At 61.6% G+C, this 17,036-nt stretch carries 15 protein-coding genes; all 15 read right to left on the bottom strand.

Annotated elements, in window-relative coordinates; genetic code table 11:
* Window position 1: 1 nt before the first annotated feature.
* The gene (yvcK, locus tag IM764_RS07095) at window positions 2-1,081 is read right to left on the bottom strand and encodes a uridine diphosphate-N-acetylglucosamine-binding protein YvcK (RefSeq protein WP_194187402.1); all 1,080 of its coding nucleotides are present in this window, start codon (window positions 1,079-1,081) and stop codon (window positions 2-4) included.
* Window positions 1,082-1,088: 7 nt separating this feature from the next.
* Window positions 1,089-1,943, bottom strand: a complete 855-nt coding sequence (gene rapZ / locus IM764_RS07090) for an RNase adapter RapZ (RefSeq protein ID WP_194187457.1) — start codon at window positions 1,941-1,943, stop codon at window positions 1,089-1,091.
* 88 nt (window positions 1,944-2,031) lie between these two features.
* On the bottom strand, window positions 2,032-4,095 hold the full coding sequence (uvrC, locus tag IM764_RS07085) for an excinuclease ABC subunit UvrC (RefSeq protein WP_194187401.1): 2,064 nt from the start codon (window positions 4,093-4,095) through the stop codon (window positions 2,032-2,034).
* A gap of 28 nt (window positions 4,096-4,123) precedes the next feature.
* On the bottom strand, window positions 4,124-4,612 hold the full coding sequence (locus tag IM764_RS07080; RefSeq protein WP_099298840.1) for a PH domain-containing protein: 489 nt from the start codon (window positions 4,610-4,612) through the stop codon (window positions 4,124-4,126).
* A 109-nt stretch (window positions 4,613-4,721) separates the two neighbouring features.
* Entirely contained in the window at window positions 4,722-5,201 is a 480-nt protein-coding gene (gene ribH / locus IM764_RS07075; protein WP_194187400.1) for a 6,7-dimethyl-8-ribityllumazine synthase, read from the bottom strand.
* Window positions 5,202-5,270: 69 nt separating this feature from the next.
* Window positions 5,271-6,518 (bottom strand): bifunctional 3,4-dihydroxy-2-butanone-4-phosphate synthase/GTP cyclohydrolase II, encoded by a 1,248-nt coding sequence (locus IM764_RS07070; RefSeq protein WP_304503319.1) that lies wholly within the window; start codon window positions 6,516-6,518, stop codon window positions 5,271-5,273.
* Window positions 6,519-6,567: 49 nt separating this feature from the next.
* Window positions 6,568-7,176, bottom strand: a complete 609-nt coding sequence (locus IM764_RS07065) for a riboflavin synthase (RefSeq protein ID WP_099298708.1) — start codon at window positions 7,174-7,176, stop codon at window positions 6,568-6,570.
* A 57-nt stretch (window positions 7,177-7,233) separates the two neighbouring features.
* Window positions 7,234-8,319, bottom strand: coding sequence for a bifunctional diaminohydroxyphosphoribosylaminopyrimidine deaminase/5-amino-6-(5-phosphoribosylamino)uracil reductase RibD (ribD, locus tag IM764_RS07060; protein WP_370551565.1), 1,086 nt, complete (start codon window positions 8,317-8,319; stop codon window positions 7,234-7,236).
* On the bottom strand, window positions 8,320-9,018 hold the full coding sequence (rpe, locus tag IM764_RS07055) for a ribulose-phosphate 3-epimerase (protein ID WP_194187399.1): 699 nt from the start codon (window positions 9,016-9,018) through the stop codon (window positions 8,320-8,322).
* Between the two features lie 11 nt (window positions 9,019-9,029).
* Window positions 9,030-10,712: an RsmB/NOP family class I SAM-dependent RNA methyltransferase gene (locus IM764_RS07050; protein ID WP_194187398.1), complete on the bottom strand. Its 1,683-nt coding sequence runs from the start codon at window positions 10,710-10,712 to the stop codon at window positions 9,030-9,032.
* Window positions 10,712-11,713: a methionyl-tRNA formyltransferase gene (fmt, locus tag IM764_RS07045; protein WP_194187454.1), complete on the bottom strand. Its 1,002-nt coding sequence runs from the start codon at window positions 11,711-11,713 to the stop codon at window positions 10,712-10,714. Before fmt ends, IM764_RS07050 begins: the two co-directional genes overlap by 1 nt.
* A gap of 5 nt (window positions 11,714-11,718) precedes the next feature.
* Window positions 11,719-12,228 carry a peptide deformylase gene (gene def / locus IM764_RS07040; protein ID WP_194187397.1) on the bottom strand — a complete coding sequence of 170 codons (510 nt, stop codon included), beginning with the start codon at window positions 12,226-12,228 and terminating at the stop codon, window positions 11,719-11,721.
* A 10-nt stretch (window positions 12,229-12,238) separates the two neighbouring features.
* Window positions 12,239-14,323, bottom strand: coding sequence for a primosomal protein N' (locus tag IM764_RS07035; RefSeq protein ID WP_194187396.1), 2,085 nt, complete (start codon window positions 14,321-14,323; stop codon window positions 12,239-12,241).
* Window positions 14,324-14,400: 77 nt separating this feature from the next.
* Window positions 14,401-15,627, bottom strand: coding sequence for a methionine adenosyltransferase (gene metK / locus IM764_RS07030; RefSeq protein ID WP_099298703.1), 1,227 nt, complete (start codon window positions 15,625-15,627; stop codon window positions 14,401-14,403).
* A 124-nt stretch (window positions 15,628-15,751) separates the two neighbouring features.
* The gene (coaBC, locus tag IM764_RS07025) at window positions 15,752-17,023 is read right to left on the bottom strand and encodes a bifunctional phosphopantothenoylcysteine decarboxylase/phosphopantothenate--cysteine ligase CoaBC (RefSeq protein WP_099298702.1); all 1,272 of its coding nucleotides are present in this window, start codon (window positions 17,021-17,023) and stop codon (window positions 15,752-15,754) included.
* Window positions 17,024-17,036: the final 13 nt, after the last annotated feature.

Genomic DNA, 17,036 nt, shown 5'->3' with positions numbered 1-17,036 from the left:
ACTAGCCGTTGTTGGCCAAAGTGCTGGGCAACGAGTCAATCGGTGTGGACAAGATCTCTTGGAAGACGGCCGCCATTTTCGCTGGCTTATGTCTATCCCCGAAGCGTCCGCGCGCATCATCTTCGCGGACATCGCGGTAGATAACCTTGGCGCCCAGAGCTTGTGCCGCCCGCTCCACGTGCGTGCGCTGGGCAGGCCGTGGCATGACAGACATGTCCACCACGATGACGTCGATAGCCAACGATTGCGCGTGCTGGAACACCATGTGAATGTGGTGCTCCATGGACATGCCCGCGGTCTCTCCTGCTTCGGCCACCAGGTTCATGATCAATACCTTGGGCGCCTTGGCTGCGTTGAGCGCGTCCACGAGGCCGGGCACGAGGATGTGTGGGATGACGCTAGAAAACCAGCTGCCCGGTCCTAGCGTGATGAGGTCCGCGTTCTCAATCGCAGTCACCGCCTCGGGTGTGGCTGCTGGCCGGTGCGGGATCATGCGTACGCGCCGTACCTGCCCCATGGTGGTGGCCACGGCCACTTGTCCGCGCACCGGGACCACCTCGCGGGGATCCTCCTCCAGTCCGGATACCTCCGCTTCCAGGTCCAATGGTTCAGGGCACATGGGCAGCACACGTCCCTTGACTCCCAGCAGTTTGCCCATCTCATCGAGCGCACGAACGAGGGAACCCAGAACCTGTTCCAGGCCGCTGATCATGAGGTTTCCCACGGCGTGGCCCTTCAAGGCGCCGTAGCCACCGAAGCGGTGTTGGATTGCCTCTTCCCACAGCCGCCCGCCCTCCGAGTCCTCGGTCAAGGCAGCCAGTGCCATGCGGAGGTCGCCGGGTGGGATGGATCCCAATTCTCGACGCATGCGTCCGGAGGATCCGCCGTCGTCTGCCACAGTGACGATGGCTGTCACATCGTCAGCGACTACTCGCGCCCCGCGCAGCGTGTTAAACAGACCGTGTCCGCCGCCCAAACTGGCAATACGAACCTGACCGGGATGCTCAGAAAGTTCACCTTCAACTGCCTTGTCGGGAGCATTGTGGGTCGCCGAAGTATGGCTAGATCGTGACGTGTTCATGGTGTGTTCAGCGCTCCACATCTCGGTGCAGTACGCGAACGTCCACGCCGTTATCCTTCAACCGGTGTGCCATTTCTTCTGCAACGGCCACGCTTCTGTGCCTGCCTCCTGTACAGCCCACGGCGAAAGAGACGTACTTTTTGCCTTCGCGCTGGTAGCCCGGAAGCATTGAGGTCAGCATCCTTTGGGCGGAATCGAGGAAGTCCACTGCGCCTGGCTGAGTCAGAACGAAGTTGGAGACTTTGGGATCCAAGCCACTGAATTCGCGCAGATCTTCTTCCCAGTGTGGGTTCGGCAGGAAGCGGGCATCTAGCAGGACATCTACGTCATTTGGAGCGCCGTGCTTAAAGCCGAAGGACTGGATGTTTACGCGAACGGACTGCTGGTTCATGTTGGAGAAATACTGCTCCAACACTCGGCGGAGATCGTGCACGCTGGTGTTGGTTGTGTCTAGGACAATGTCCGCCCGGTTGCGGATGCTCTGCAGCAGCGCGCGCTCCCGATCAATGCCCGTTTGGACGGTCCCATCCCCCTGCAAAGGATGGGTACGACGTACCGTGTCGTAACGCTTGATGAGCTCGGTATTGGTGGCGTCGAGAAAAAGAACAATCGGCCGGCGACCGGACGCGTTGAGCTTGTCCAGAACGTCCGACAGGCTGCCGGCAAAATCGCGGGAGCGCACGTCGGTGACGATGGCGAGACGCTCGATCGGGGAATCGTCCTCGAAACTCATCTCGGCCATGCGCACGATGAGCTCGGGCGGCAGGTTTTCTGCCACGTACCATCCCAGTTCCTCGAGGGCTGCGGACGTTGCGCGTCGCCCAGCGCCGGACATACCCGTGATCAAAATCAACGGCGGCATGGCAGCAGGGTCGTGCGTCTCTTGATTCGCCGAGTGTTCGTTCGCCGGGTTGTGCTCAACCGAGTCCTGATTCACCATGACCCCGAGCTTAATCGGAATTTTGCGCTGGTTGGTGCAGAGCGTCGTAAATCTTCTGCGCCAGGCTCGGGCCGAATCCGTTCAGTGCGGTGAGATCCTCCACGCTGGCTTCCTTGACCTTTGCTACGGAGCCGAAAGTAGACACCAATTGCTTGCGGCGGGCCGGTCCCAAACCGGGGATATCGTCCAGCTTGGAGCGTCGCATCCGCTTGCTTCGCTGCTGCCGGTGGAACGTGATGGCAAAGCGGTGGGCTTCATCGCGCAGGTATTGCACCAGGTAGAGCGCATCGGAGGTGCGCGGCATGATCACCGGGTAGTCCTCGCCCGGTACCCAAATCTCTTCGAGTCGTTTGGCGATGCCCACCAAGGTGACATCCGTGACGCCCAATTCGTCCAAGACTTGTTGCGCTGCGTTGACCTGGGGCAGGCCGCCGTCGACGATGAACAGTTGCGGTGGGTAGGCAAATTTCTTTGTCGACGCCACCTCGAGTTCTTCTTCACCTTCCAGAAGATCTCCACCGTCGTCCCCCATGGGCATGGCCGCCTGGTCCTCGTGGTGGCGCTTGAAGCGACGTCGCACCACTTCGGCGATAGAGGCGACATCGTTGGAGTGGCCGTCTCCCGCGGCTTCCTTGATCTTGTAGCGGCGATAGTCGGACTTCTTCGGCAGTCCGTCCTCGAAGACCACGAGGCTGGCCACCACGTCCGTGCCCTGGATATGAGAGATATCCGTGCACTCGATGCGCAGCGGAGACTCGTCCATCCACAGCGCTTCTTGGAGCTGCTGCAATGCAGCTGAGCGGGTGGTGAGGTCACCAGAGCGCTTGAGTTTGTGCTGGGCCAAGGCTTGCTTGGCGTTTGACTTCGCCGTTTCCATGAGGGACTTCTTGTCTCCCCGCAAGGGGCGGCGGATGGTCACTCGGGAGCCGCGCAGCTCAGTGAGCCACTGGCTGAGCTCATCCGCGTTATCCGGCACGGATTCCACCAGCACCTCCCGAGGCACCGGGGTGACCTGTACATCTCCGACCAAGTCCCCCAGCTCCGCGCGGGCCGCAGGATTGATGGCCGCGGCCAGTTCCCTATCGACGGGCTGCGAAGAGGCTCCAGCAACAGCAGACTCTGTAGCGCGGGCCAGCTCGGCCTCGTCCCCGTAGAACTGGGTGAGGAACTGGCCGGTCAGGTCGGCGTCGGAGACTTCATCGCGCTCCACGACCCACCCACGTTGACCGTGAATGCGACCGCCGCGCACGTGAAAGATCTGCACGGCGGCTTCCAATTCATCTGAGACCACAGCGATAACGTCCGCGTCCGTGCTGTCCGAGAAGACTACGGCCTGCTTCTCCATGGCCTTGTCCATTGCGGCCAACTGGTCGCGATAGCTGGCGGCTCGCTCGAAATCGAGATCCTCCGCAGCTGCCTCCATTTCCTTGCGAACGCGGCGCTTCACCGGCTCGGTATTACCGGCCAAGAAGCTCGAGAACTGATCAACAAGCGCCCGGTGATCCTCCACGCTGATATTGCCCACGCACGGTGCAGAACAGCGATCAATGTAGCCCAATAGGCACGGGCGGCCGAGAGCAGCATGGCGCTTGTACACCCCGCGAGTACAGGTGCGGATGGGAAACACACGGGTCAGGGATTCCAGAGTGTCACGGATCGCCCAGGCCTTGGGGTATGGGCCGAAGTAACGTACACCCTTGCGGCGGGGACCGCGGTACACGAAGGCGCGGGGAACTTCTTCCTTCGCGCTGATGGCCAACATCGGGTACGTCTTATCGTCCCGGTACATGACGTTGAAGCGCGGGTTAAAGCGCTTGATCCATGTGTACTCGAGGTTAAGGGCCTCGAACTCACTGGAGACCACAGTCCACACCACGCGATTAGCAGTCTGCACCATGGCGCGGGTGCGGGGATGTAGCTGCGAAAGGTCTTGAAAATAATTGCTCAGGCGGGCGCGAAGATTCTTCGCTTTGCCCACGTAGATCACGCGATCGTGCGCGTCACGGAACGTATAGACCCCCGGATCCGTGGGGATGGTCCCCGGTTCCGGTCGGTAATCAACGGTACTTGCCATAGACGTCTCTGGATTCGAGTCTGTGGGGCTAATCGAGCGGCATGTAGCGGTCTTCCAGCTGACGGAAAGACTCGACAGTGTCTGCGATGGTCTCGCGGTCCCGGATGTGCATAGCCATCATCGGCACGAACTCAAAGTCCGGCAGCTCCAAGCGAGCCGTCTGCGCCTGGGTGGGGAAAGACAGTCCATGGACGATATCCCACGGGTAGAACTGCGCGTTGGCAATGTTGCGCACCTCCACGCCTTGGGCGCTGACCCGCACGCGTGGGCGAAGCAGGGTCAGGCAAACAAGGGAAAAGATCAGGCCGATGCCGATGAATCCCAGACGGTCCGTCAGAGTCACCGCCACGCCGGTATCGCCAATACCCACTACCACGGCGAGGAAGATGTGAACAAGCATCACCACAGCCACGCCCGCGTACGCGAGCTTTTTCAGAAACGGAGAAGTAACCACCAGCAGCCAGTCATCACCAGTGCTGGATTGCGGCGCATGGGCATTCTCTGCTTCGGTAGGCATCGAGTGGTGCTGTCCAATCTCCGAGTTATTCACGGCATTCACGTTACTCCCGATCCGATGCAAGGAAAAAGTCCCGCAGAACCAATCGGATCGGGGTGGGGATGAGCTGCTAGCTGTTGGCGATCTGCTTGAGCGTCAACGCCGCCTGGATTGCGGCGAGAGCAGAATCTGCTCCCTTGTCTTCGGCTGCGCCTTCTCCGCCTGCACGGTCGATAGCCTGCTGCTGGTTCTGCACCGTCAGCACGCCGTTGCCCACGGGTACCCCAGAATCGATGGGAATTCGGGTCAGACCGTAGGTCACGGCATCGCAGACAACGCGGAAGTGCTCGGTTTCGCCTTCGATGACGCAGCCGGTGGCCACCACGGCGTCGAAATGCTTGACGGCTTCTGCCACCACGACGGGCAACTCGAGTGCTCCCGCAACCCGCCACTCGCTCACGCTGGCACCGGCTTGCTTGGCGCGGTTGATGGCGCGGGTGTGCAGCGCATCGGTGATTTCGGCGTTCCAAGTGGCGCTGATGACTGCTACGCGCATGCCGGCTGCTTCGCCGTCGCGGACGTGCAGTTGAGACAGTCCGTCGTGTGCCATCGGGGTCCTTTCGGTCAGTGTGTGCGGGGGTGGTGGGGTCTATTTCTTCGACGCCCACCTCGTGGCTTATTAGCTCAGCGAATCCAGCTGGTGCCCCATGCGGTCACGCTTGGTGCGCAGGTATTCCACGTTGTTGGGGTTGGCCGGGAGCTCCACGGGGACGCGTCCGGTGATGTTCACGCCATAGGCAGTGAGCTTGGCCTTCTTGTCCGGGTTATTGGAGATCAGCTGAATAGATTCAGGGCCGAGATCCTGAATGATCTGCGCCGCCGCGGAGTATTCCCGCAGGTCCGCGGGGTATCCCTGGGATACGTTGGCATCCACCGTGTCTTGCCCCTCGTCCTGCAGTACGTAGGCGCGGAGCTTGGGGACCAGACCAATCCCACGGCCTTCGTGGCCACGGATGTAGATGAGAATGCCCTGGCCTTGCTCGGAGATATAGCGCAATCCGGCATCCAGCTGCTCACCGCAGTCGCAGCGCAGGGATCCGAAAACATCGCCGGTGAGGCACTCGGAGTGCACGCGCACGGGTACATCTTCTTGGCCGGAGACGTCTCCAGCGACGAGGGCGACGTGCTCGATGCCGTCGACCAGGCTGGTGTAACCCACGGCTTGGAATTCGCCGAGCTTTATGGGCAGTCCCACCTCGACGCTACGCTCCACCACGGGAGTGTTAGCGCGGCGCCACTCGACGAGCTGCTCGATGGAGATCAGTGCGAGATCGTGCTTGTCCGCGAAGCGACGCAGCTCCGGCAGGCGTGCCATCTCAGTGGGGTTTTCTTCGCTGACAACTTCACACAGCGCACCAGCGGGGCGCAGGCCGGCAGCCTTGGCGAGATCCACGGAAGCTTCGGTGTGTCCGGCGCGGACCAGCACGCCCCCGTCGCGAGCGCGTAGAGGCACCACGTGACCCGGACGGTTCAGATCGGTGGAGACGGACTCAGCAGCAGACAGCGTGCGCAGCGTGTGGGCACGGTCGGTTGCGGAAATACCCGTGGTGACGCCCTCGGCGGCGTCCACGGTCACGGTGTAGGCCGTATTGCGCACGTCCTCGTTGCGGGCGACCATTGGGGGCAGACCTAGGCGGTCGCAATCTTCATTGGACATGCCCACGCACACGTAGCCGGAACTGTAGCGAACCATAAAGGCAACGAGTTCGGGAGTAGCAAGCTCGGCCGCGAAGATTAGGTCGCCCTCGTTTTCCCGATCTTCGTCGTCAACCACAACGACTGCCTTGCCCGCGGCGATATCTGCGATGGCGCGCTCCACATCATCCAACATGGTGGACGATGACGTGCCCTGAGGAGTGTCTTCCATTTCTCTAACCTTATCTACGTACAAGTCCGGACGCGCATTGGGTCCGCTCTCAGCGTTGACCGTTCAACCGCTCCACGTATTTTGCCAAGACATCGCACTCAATGTTGACCGAGTCTCCGATGCTCAAGTCCCCCAACATGGTGTCCTCCAAAGTGGTGGGAATCAGCGAGATTCCAAACCATTGCTGCTGCTCGCCAAGCTCAGAGGCTTCAGCCACGGTCAGCGACGTGCCGTTGACAGCGATGGAACCCTTTTTCACTAGGTACTTCGCCAGCTCAGGGTTATCCAATGTGAAGCGAAAGATTTCCCAGTTCTCACTAGGAGTGCGATTCACCAAGGTGGCAGTGCCATCGACATGCCCTTGCACCACGTGTCCGCCGAAGCGAGATTGGTGTGACATCGCCCGCTCTACATTCACGCGAGAACCTTCTTCCGCGGAACCAAGAGCGGTGTAATCCAAGGTCACCTGCATGACGTCGGCCCAAAAACCCTGCGCATCGAAATCGGTGACGGTCAAACACACCCCATTGATCGCGATGGAATCGCCGTGATGTGCATCCTCCATGACCTCTGGAGCTGTCACGTGCATGCGGATGGAATCCTCCGCACGCTCGATGTCAGAGATGCGTCCGATGGTTTCGATAATTCCTGTAAACATCTATCTAGCCTTCCGTGCTAGCTCTTCGTGGCTGGTGCCCGAGGATCCCGCCCGCCGTCAACGGGATAACGTCCATAGCGTATCGCGTCCCAAGACACGCATCTGTCGCGGATTCAGTTCCCGAATATCGGACATGGAAGTGCTCAAGTTAACCGGCGCAATCATGCTGGGTTGTCCGGCGCGCAGTAGTGATGGGGCTTGATAGAGCTCAATGCGGTCCACTACCCCAGCGTCCAAAAAAGCCGTGGTGATGTGGGGTCCGCCTTCCACCAACACGTCGACCATTCCGCGGGAGTGCATTTCCTGCAGAACCACCCGCGGATTGTGCTCCCGCAGGTGCAATGCCTGGCCTGGAGGGTGGTGGATCGCGGCGTCGTCGGGAATGGAACGCCGTCCCATGACCACCCGCAACGGCTGCTGCGGCATCGGCTGACCAGATTCATCGCGTGCGGTGAGGCGAGGATTGTCCGCAGCCACCGTGCCCGTGCCCACCACGATGGCATCTCGGCGCGCGCGATCCTCGTGGACGTACCTGCGAGCAGCCTCGCCGGTGATCCACTGACTGGTGCCGTCTGTGGCGGCGATGAAGCCGTCGATGGTGGAGGCGAGTTTCAGCGTGACGTGCGGGCGAAGGTGCACCACAGAAGTCAGCCACGTTTCCACGGCGAAGATTGGCACCCATTGGGTGGGAGGTTCGTCTTCCTTGTGTGTTGGGCTCAGTGCAGGTCCATTGACCTCGACGCCGTGCGCACGCAAATAGTCCGCTCCGCCCTGTGCCTGCGGGTTGGGGTCCGCAAAGAGGTAGTCCACCCGGGCCACACCAGCTTCAGCCAACGCATGGGAACACGGACCGGTGCGGCCAGTGTGGTTGCATGGCTCGAGAGTGACTACCGCCCGGCTCCCCCGCACGTCCTCGCCGTGAGTCTGTGCGTCTGCCAGTGCCATCACCTCGGCATGCGCGCCACCGGCTGGCTGCGTGGCGCCCTGGCCAATGATCCGGCCTGTGTCATCGAGCAGGAGGCAACCGACTGCTGGGTTGGGCGAAGTGGTTCCTGCCACCGCCCACGCCAACTCGTCAGCGTGGAAGAACAGGCGCAGCTCCTCGGAGCGGGAGGCACCGAGGTGGTTGAGCTCTACAGACACTTACTGACCATCGGCGAGCGCAGCCTGGGCTGCCTCGCGGATCGCGGTGACCTGCGTGGCGGGCGCCTCGTGGCCAAACACACTGGAGCCGGCCACAAAAACATCCACGCCCGCTTCGGCCGAGGGTGTGGTGGATTCGATTCCGATGCCGCCATCGATCTCGATGAGGGTGGAGAGACCATCCGCATCGATGCGTTCGCGCAGTGCGCGGACCTTGTCCAGCACCTCAGGCATGAACTTCTGTCCACCGAAGCCAGGCTCCACGGACATGACCAGCACGATGTCGAACTTCTCCAAGTGATCCAGCAAGGGCTCCACAGGAGTATTCGGCTTGATGGAAATGCCTGCCATCGTTCCCACGCCACGCAGCTTGGCTGCCAGTGCTACTGCCTCGTCGACATCCTGCACGGCCTCCAAATGGAAGGTGACGGACTGGAAATCATTGGCGTAGTCCGGTGCCCAGCGGGCGGGGTCCTCAATCATTAGGTGCACGTCAAGGTGCTTATCCGTGTGTGGAACCAGCGACTTTGCCACTGGCAGGCCAAAGGAGAGGTTGGGAACAAAATGCGCATCCATGACGTCGATGTGCAGCCATTCCGCGTTGTCCACGCGAGCGATTTCCTCGGCCAAGCGGCTAAAGTCCGCGGCCAAGATTGACGGGGCGATGATGGTCTTTTGACCGGCAGGATTCTCAGACATAGTTCCTCAGTTTACGCGGGGGTGTAAATGGGCAAGGGCTTGCGCAGCGCGGCGATGAACATCGCGTCCGTGCCGTGCTTGTGTGGCCACATCTGGACAAAAGGTCCCGCGGCGGAAGCGCCCTCGTTGGTCAACTCCGGGAGGACGTCGAACAGATTGAGCGTCTCCAATCCCGTCTCCTCGGCCACGAAACGCACCACCGCGGAGGTCTCCTTGAGGTGAGGAGAGCACGTCGAGTAGATCACCACTCCGCCCGGTGCGGTTGCCTTGATCGCAGAGCGCAGTAGCTCTCGTTGCAACGAGACCAACTCCGGAATATCTGTGGCGGCCTTGCGCCAGCGCGCTTCGGGCCGCCTGCGCAGTGCGCCCAAACCCGAACATGGCGCATCTACCAGCACGCGGTCGAAGCCTTCGTCAGGTGCGTCGAGGCCAGCCACGGAAGTCACGTCGCGGCCGTCGCCGGTGTGCACGCGCACGGGCAATCCCTTGGTGGAGTTCTTCACCAAAGTCGCACGGTGCGAGGCCAATTCCACCGCATCCACGGTGGCCGAGTCTCCCTGAGCCCACGAGCCCAAGAACGCGGTCTTGCCTCCCGGACCTGCACAAAGGTCCAGCCACCGGCCGGCATCATCACGGTTCAGAGGAGCACGAGCCAGCGCCAGGGCGATCATCTGACTGCCCTCGTCTTGGACGGAGGCTAAACCGTCGCGCACAGGCTCAAGTTCTCCCGGGGCACCCTCTTCCAGGTAGACCGCGTAGGGAGACCACGTGCCCTCCTCGCCACCGGTGACCAGCGCAAGTTCTTCCGCGCTGATCTGCCCAGGGCGCGCGGCGAGGTGCACCACCGGGCGCTTGTCATCGGCCTCCAGAGCCGCCTCGAGTTCGGGGTGGATTTCCTGTGCATCCGCGCGGTGGTGCAGTGCATCGTTGAACGCTTGCGCGATCCACGCGGGGTGGGCGTTGCGCAGCGCCAGGTCCTCCAATTCCGATCCCCCAGCAACCTTGTTGATCCACTTTTCCGCGGAGGTGCGGGTGATAGTGCGCAGCACGCCGTTGATGAAGCCGCTGGCCTGGCCGGCGGCATTGGCCTTCGCCAGTTCCACCGAGGTGTTGACCGCCGCATGGTCATCCACGCGCGTGCGCAGGATCTGATATACACCCAAGCGCAGAATATCTAGCGCCACTGAGTCGATCTTGTCCACTGGGCGCCCCGCTGCCTCGGCGATGATCGCATCCAGCAGCCCGGTGGCGCGCAGCGTGCCGTAGGTCAGCTCTGTGGCAAACGCTGCATCGCGACCGGTCAGGTTCGCGTCCTTGATCGCGCGTGGGAGTACGAGGTTGGCGAAGGCCTCGTTGACCGTCACCTCGCGCAGCACCGAAAGCGCCACGTCGCGCGCCTTATCGCCACTGCCTGCCTGCCTTGCCTTAGTCTGACGATGCTCCGGCCGACGCTGTTGGTAGCCCTTCGAAGCCTTGCCGTTGCGGTCGTTGCGCCTCGTTGAGTTCTTTCCCGACGCCGACCTCTGCCCTGATCGGCCGTCATCGGAGCTGCCAGCCGTGCGCTTGTCCGGTGAGCTGTTGCGGCCAGACTGATTAGGCCCAGACTGATTGCGCCCAGAGCTGTCGTGTCCAGCGTTTTTGCGTTCTGGCTCCTGCGGCTGCGATGACTCAGCGCGCGAGCGAAATCCTCCCATTAGTGATCCTCTTCCTGACCGGATTGTGCAGCGTCGAACTGCGGGCGTTGTTCCGTGAGCTCTTGCTGACCGCGTGCCCAGTCGGCAGCGTTCATCATCTTCTTGCCGGGTGGCTGAATCGCGGTGATCTCGAGGACGTTCTGGTCTCCCGCGCCCACGATCACGCGCTTGTTACACACGCAGATCTGCCCGGGCCTCAGCGCGGGCACTTCTTCCCCGTCGGACCATGGAAGCATCATCCCGATCTTGAATCTCTGCTCGTTCAGCAGCGTCCAGGCTCCCGGTGCTGGTGTGTGGGCACGCGCCACGCGCTGAATGACGTCCGCTGGTGCGCTCCATTCGATTCGGGCATCGGCAGAGTGAATCTTGCCTGCATGGGTGGCCAAAGATACATCTTGCTCTGTCAGTGTGGCCGTGCCCTCATGCAGCGAAATCAACGTGTCCGCCAGCAGCTCCCGGCCCTGCAAGGTCAGGCGCGTCAGCAGATCATCGGCCGTGTCCGCAATGCCAATCTGCTCGTCATAGGAGCTGAGCATCGGGCCGGTATCCAGACCCTCTTCGATGCGAAAGATTGTGGCGCCCGTGATGTTATCTCCGGCAGCGATGGCGGCCTGCACGGGAGCTGCTCCCCGCCACCGCGGCAGCAGAGAAAAGTGCAGGTTAAGCCAACCGAACTCGAAAACATCCAGGAGATCAGACGGAATCAGGTTGCCATAGGCCACCACGGCCACGGCAGTCACTCCCTGATCTGCATAGCTGGCCAAGACAGCGCGCGGATCTTCTGCCTGCTCCACACCGGTCTTCAAGGACGGCCACTTATGCACCGGGATGCCGTGCTCGTCGGCTACTTCAGCGACCTTGCTGGGGTGCAGGCTGCGCCCCCGGCCACGCTTGGCATCAGGTTGGGTGATCACTCCGACCACATCGAGGTTTGCGTCGTCAATTAAACGACGCAGCGCATACGCGGCGGGTTCGGGCGTGCCTGCAAACAGGATCTTCATCGCGCTCATGCGTTCTGGAACCAATCGGCCGTGCGGATGGCGGACATCGCTTCCTTGCGTTCCTCCGGCGACAAATGCTTGAGGAACATCACGCCGTCGAGGTGGTCCGTTTCGTGTTGAACGCAGCGCGCCAACAGGCCTGTGACTTCGCGGTCCACTGGCTCGCCGTCCACGGTCAGTCCCTGCACGCGGACCCGCTCGGCGCGTGTCACGGTACCGCCGATTCCTGGAATAGACAGGCACCCTTCGGTGCCGGTTTGGGTCTCGTTATCGATCACCGTCCACACGGGGTTGATGATGTGGCCGCGGTCGCCTTCGCAGTCGTAGACGAATACGCGCTGGGTCACCCCCACCTGATTGGCGGCAAGGCCAACGCCACCATAAGCATCCATCGTCTCCAACATGTCTGCTACCAGCGTCTTTGTTGCTGCCGATCCCACCTTGTCCTCGGCAATGGGGTCCGAGACAGTGCGGAGTACGGGGTCGCCAAAGTAACGCATGGAAAGCTCAGTCATAGCGACAAGGTTAGCCGATGCGCACTGGGTTCATAATCACCCGTAGCGGCCCGGCGTTCTTCTGCGTGGCGCGTACCGCCTGCGCCGTCTTCAGCGCACTGCCCAGAGCAATCGCATCTTCGTGGGGAACGCGCACGATGAGTCTTCGCGCGCTGTCTGCCTCCGACTTATCCATTCCCGCGGGCAGCCGCACTCCAGGGGGAAGCTCCACGGGGCCGAGCAGTTCGGTTGTCGCAGGTAGTTCTGCCAGGTCGATGAGGTTTTCGATGCTGGCTGCGGTGCCATCGACTGCAGCCACGGTTGCTGCCGGGGGAAAGTGAGCTTCCTTTCTCGACGCCAACTCCGACATCGCCGCTCTTTCCGGATCCCAACGGATGACCTGCTGCACGGAATGCAATGACGCATCCGCGGTCAGTACGGCCAGACCACCGTGTGCGTGTGGTTTGACCAGGGAGATTGCCTGCATCCACTGGCGCACGGCATTCTCGTTGGCCCGCAGATCTTCTTTACCCAGTACAATCCATGGATCCAGCATCACCGCAGCGCCGTAGAGGCCGACGAGGCTGTTCTTATCCTGCGGTGCTACTCGAGGTTCGGCACCCGGGGTGGCCACCACGATGCTGGGTTTGTGGGGAACTTCGACCCGCACCGACTCCCCGCCGCTGGAGATGATGGGCACCCCCGGAAAGGCGTGGCCCAGCTCTTCGACCGTGCGGTCCTGTCCGATGACGGACATGCGAACCGAATTATTACCGCAGGCCGAGCAGGTGAATTGACCTGCTGATGCGCCGCACCACCGGCAGCGAGGAACGGCAGCCTCCCCGGAGGCGGGCAGTTCCAGAGGACCATTGCAATGTCGGCACCGAGCTGGCGTGCGACAGCGAGAGCACGACAGCGCCGGGGCATAGCCCCTACGCGGAACCTGGACGAGTACTGGTTCGCTCGCATCGAGCGCGTGCCGGATGGCATGGAAGGCCAAAGTGGGCACTCGGGAGCCACGAGAATAGGCCTCGCGCTCGCGCTGCAGATCTGTCTCCCCCAACGCCCTGATCAGCGGAAGATGTTCGCCGACTGTCGGTCGCGGTACGGAAATGGACTGCATCTGTCCTGCCTCAATCCACTGCTGGATCTCTGCCGAGCGATGCACCCCGACCGTCACCAGGGCGGCCTCAGATTCCTCCGCGCGGAGCTTGGCCACGTCCCTGGCGTGCAAGTACGGCGCACGCGGATCCACCAAGTTGTCATCGGACTCCCCCAGCACCACGATCAACTTCAGGTTCTGTACCGGAGCCAGAACCGCTGAACGCGTGCCCACAACCAAGCGAGCCTGCCCGTGCAGAATAGAGAGGAACCTCCGGTAGCGTGCGTTGGGGCCTTCCGCGGCCGTCATCTCCGTGATCTGCGCCGCCGATACCCACGTCCGAAGATAGGCCCCCACGCGGTCGACTACCTTTTGCGTGGGCGCGACGATCAAGACACCAGCTTGCTGCCCATTCCACGCTGTGGCGGCGGCAAGAACCGCCGCCAGGAAAGCGGAATCCTCACCCGGCAGAGTGAGAACACTGGCGGAATTGGCCGTTCCGTGAATCACGGAAGAGACGTACTCCGGACCATTGCTGTAGCTGGAGAAGGCGGAGTTGGCGTCGGACAAAGAGGACTCGCACAACTGCTCCACGGGAACCAACGAACCATACAGATCCACCCACGAACGCCCATCGCCAAACAAGCCCGCCTTTTCCGCGGCGGCGTGGCGGGGCGGGATGGCCATGCGCACGATATCCGAGCGGATGCCTGCGCTGCGCTCAGCAATTTGATCGATCAGGCGAAACATATGCTCGTCGCACACCACATCAGGGCTGATCAAGCGCTCGATCGGACGCAAGCTGCCCGCGTGATCGCTAGTACGGCGGCGCTGAACCACCAGCGCATCCACCAAACGGCCCGCGAAGCGAACACGGACGCGCATCCCCGGCTGCACCGTGCTCTGCATTGCCTCTGGGATGGAGTAATCGAAAAGCCGATCCAAATGCGCAACGCCCAACAAAGGCAGAACCCGGGCGATGGGTTCCGACAATGCAGGGCGTTGGGTAGTCACGGTCACCTAGTGTAACGAGTGGCCAGACAGCGCTGGTTCAGGTGCAACGCATGAGGCAGAAAACCACCCGCGAGCAGCTATCGACCCAGTGCGGCCTTGAGCTCATCCACGCGATTGGTGCGCTCCCACGGCAGGTCCACATCCGTGCGACCAAAGTGCCCATAGGCAGCGGTTTGGGCGTACAGCGGACGCTTCAGATCCAGCTCGCGCAAGATCGCGGTAGGACGCAGATCAAAAACCGTCAACACGGCCTGCTGGATCTGCTCGTCGGTCAGATCTGCAGCTGCGGTACCGTGAGTATCCACATACAGGCCCACCGGCTTGGCGCGGCCAATGGCGTACGCGATCTGTACTTCTGCCTTTTCCGAAAGACCGGCGGCCACGATGTTCTTCGCTACCCAGCGCATCGCGTAGGCACCGGAACGGTCCACCTTTGAAGGATCCTTACCGGAGAATGCGCCGCCGCCGTGGCGAGCCATGCCGCCGTAGGTGTCCACGATGATCTTGCGGCCGGTCAGACCAGCATCGCCCATGGGGCCACCCAGCACGAAGGAACCGGAAGGATTGACCAGCAGGTTCACATCGGCGTGCACCAAGTGCTGGATTCCGGCCTCGGCCACACAGTGATCGAGCACGTGATGCTTCAGCGAGGCAGCCAAGCTCTGACGCTGCGCCTCGCCCACCCAGGACTCGTCGTGCTGCGTGGAGATCACCACAGTATCCAGCTTGACGGGCTTTCCCGCTTCGTCGTAGGCGAAGGTGACCTGGGTCTTGCCGTCCGGGCGCAGGCCCGGAACGATGTTCTCGTTGCGTACCTCCGCCAGGCGGTGCGCTAGGCGGTGAGCCAGGGAAATAGGCAGAGGCATCAGCTCTGCGGTTTCGTTGGTGGCGTAGCCGAACATGAGTCCCTGATCGCCTGCGCCCAGCTGATCGTCTGCGTCTAGCTCGCCGGTCGAGTGCTCCCGGTGTTCGATGGCGGTGTCCACGCCCGCGCCGATCTCCGGAGACTGCTCACCGATGGAGATGCTCACGCCACAAGTCTTGCCGTCAAAGCCCATGTCAGAGCTGGTGAAGCCGATCTTGGTCAGCGTATTGCGGACAATTTGGGGGATCTCCACATATGCCTTGGTGCGCACCTCTCCCACCACGTGCACGAGCCCGGTGGTCACAACCGTCTCTACTGCCACGCGAGCCTCTGGGTCCTGCTCCAAGAGGGCATCCAGAATGGAATCGGAGATGGCATCGCAGATCTTGTCTGGATGCCCCTCAGTGACGGATTCGCTGGTAAACAGTCGCAGGGACAACGTAGAGACCTTCTTTACTGTGTTGATTGTTCGCGTGGGCTATCGGCTATGGGTGGCAGCTTAGGTCACGGCAATGATTTAAGAACAGAACTTAGATACTAGACCAAGCTGTCTGTATTTGTCATTAATGTGGGGTCAGCAGGGTTTCTGCTTCGTCGAGGATGCGCGCAGCCACATCCAATTTAGGTCCCGAAGGCACGTCAATCACGGTGGGATCTTCCCGGCCTTCCGCACCTGGAGTATCGCGAGCGCTCAGCAACCAGCCCGCATTGTCCTCCTGGCCAAAGACCTTGCCCTCTCCCACCGCATTGCACATCAACAGGTCGCAACCCTTGCGCAGGAACTTGCGCTTAGCGTGCTCGAGAGGACTACTCTTCTCATCCCCCGTCTCCGCAGCAAAGCCCACGATGACCGTCTCGGAAGGGATCTCCCCCTCCCTCCGTGCCTGAACGAGGCCCGCCAGGATGTCCGGGTTCTCGGTCATCTTCAACGTGGAGAAATCGTGGTCGCCGTCCTTCTTCATTTTCGACGCCGCCACTGACTCTGGCCGATAGTCCGCCACAGCCGCAGCCATAACCATCAGATCTGCGTGGGGCGCAGCTTCCTGTACCGCGGCTTGGAGTTCCAGAGCAGTGCGCACATGCACTACCTCTGCCCCACTGGGTGTGTGCAGTACATCCGTGCTAGCGGAAATGAGGGTCACGTCAGCGCCACGTTGCGCGGCGATATCAGCCAGCGCGTATCCTTGGCGTCCAGAGGACGCGTTGGTGAGAAAACGCACGGGGTCGATCGGCTCTTCAGTGCCGCCTGCGGTGACCACCACGCGCTTGCCCACCAAGGATTGCCGGAATATCTCGGCGTGTTGGTTGCGTGCCACCGCCAGTGACAGTGCCCCGATGTGATCGGGTTCAGGCAACCGGCCTGGACCGGAATCCTTCCCCGTCAGACGGCCATGTGCCGGCTCGATGACGGTGATGCCGCGCTCCCGCAGGGTGCGGACATTAGCTTGTGTTGCAGCGTTCTCCCACATCTCTGTGTGCATTGCCGGAGCGAGGACGATCGGGCATGTTGACACCAAGCAGCTCGACGTCAGCAGGTCGTCTGCCCGTCCGGTAGCCAGACGCGCAAGTAGGTCGGCAGTCGCTGGAGCGATGACAATCAAGTCAGCCTCTTGGCCCAGGCGCACGTGCTGCACCTCATCCACATTGTCAAAAACATCGGTGGACACGGGATTGCCACTCAAGGCCTCGAACGTCGCTGCGCCAACAAACTTCAGTGCGCTGCGCGTCGGGATAACGTGCACTTCATGGGAGGATTCCTTGAAGTAACGAACCAGGTGGGCAGCTTTATACGCTGCAATGCCGCCCCCAACGCCTATTAAGACGCGGAGCGGCATTTTTTGCGCAGAG

This window comes from Corynebacterium sp. ED61 (assembly GCF_015233855.1).
GTDB classification, from domain to species: Bacteria; Actinomycetota; Actinomycetes; order Mycobacteriales; family Mycobacteriaceae; genus Corynebacterium; species Corynebacterium dentalis.
This window is presented reverse-complemented; position numbering and strand designations above follow the sequence as displayed.